The organism is Streptomyces tendae, from assembly GCF_014650435.1.
GTDB classification, from domain to species: Bacteria; Actinomycetota; Actinomycetes; order Streptomycetales; family Streptomycetaceae; genus Streptomyces; species Streptomyces tendae.
The window spans coordinates 1-819 of the sequence record NZ_BMUY01000083.1 but is presented as its reverse complement, the minus strand read 5'-3'; the positions used below and the strand labels follow the sequence as shown (position 1 = coordinate 819).

The following is an 819-nucleotide window of genomic DNA, read 5'->3' as shown; positions in this document are numbered from 1 at the left end:
ATGACCGAACAGACAGATCAGGCGCGGCGGGAGCAGCAACTCGTCGAAGCGCACCAGGCCACCATCGGGGATCTCCGCCGTGCGGAGGCCCGGGTGCAGGCGTTGGAGGCGGAGGTGGCGGCGGCCCGCAGGTTCGCGGCGGAGATGCGGGACTTCTGCTCTCCGCACGGTGTGGCCGTCGACTACGCGGACCGGCTCATCGAGGCCATGGACCGGGCGAGGGATGCCCGGTGATGGGCTACAGGAACTCGGCGGGCCGTGAGGCTGCCCGTATCCGCAGGACCGCCCGACGCGGCGTGTGGGGGCACGTCACGGCGTGGGCGGGCCTGAACCCGCAGGCCGCCGCCGCGGACGCTGTAGCGGCCCGCTGGCGCCTCGGAGCCGAAGCCGAACGGGAGACGGCCCGCCGGTTACGGGCGTTACGCCTGTACGGCTGGCGGATACGCCACGACCTGCGCCTGACCGGCCGCCGCTTCAACCTGGATCACGTCCTCGTCTCCCCGTGCGGTACCGCGATCGTCGTCGGGGACACGAAACGCTGGCCGGTCGGCCGGACCGTCACCGCCGACCGGGGCCGGTTGTGGTTGGTCGGGAAGGGCGTGGTGGAGGATCGGACGAAGCAGGCTGAGGATGCCGCCCGCTACGCCGCTCTCGTCGCCGTAGCGGTGGGGGTTCAGGTGTGGCCGCTGCTGATCGTGCACGGCTCCGACGTTCGGGACGGGCACCTCGAGGTGGTGACGGGGTCGGGGCGGGTGCAGGTGGTCGGCGTCGACCAGGCGGTCCCCGTTCTGCGGCGGGCGCCGGCGGGGTGGTCGTGGA

General features: G+C 72.9%; 2 protein-coding genes. Both read left to right on the top strand.

All coding sequences use genetic code 11. From position 1 onward, the window contains the following. Positions 1-234 (top strand): hypothetical protein (locus tag IE258_RS40715; protein ID WP_189750826.1); only part of this gene is annotated, 234 nt, incomplete at its 5' end. After that, positions 234-819 (top strand): nuclease-related domain-containing protein (locus IE258_RS40710; RefSeq protein ID WP_189750825.1); only part of this gene is annotated, 586 nt, incomplete at its 3' end. The genes IE258_RS40715 and IE258_RS40710, both read left to right, overlap by 1 nt.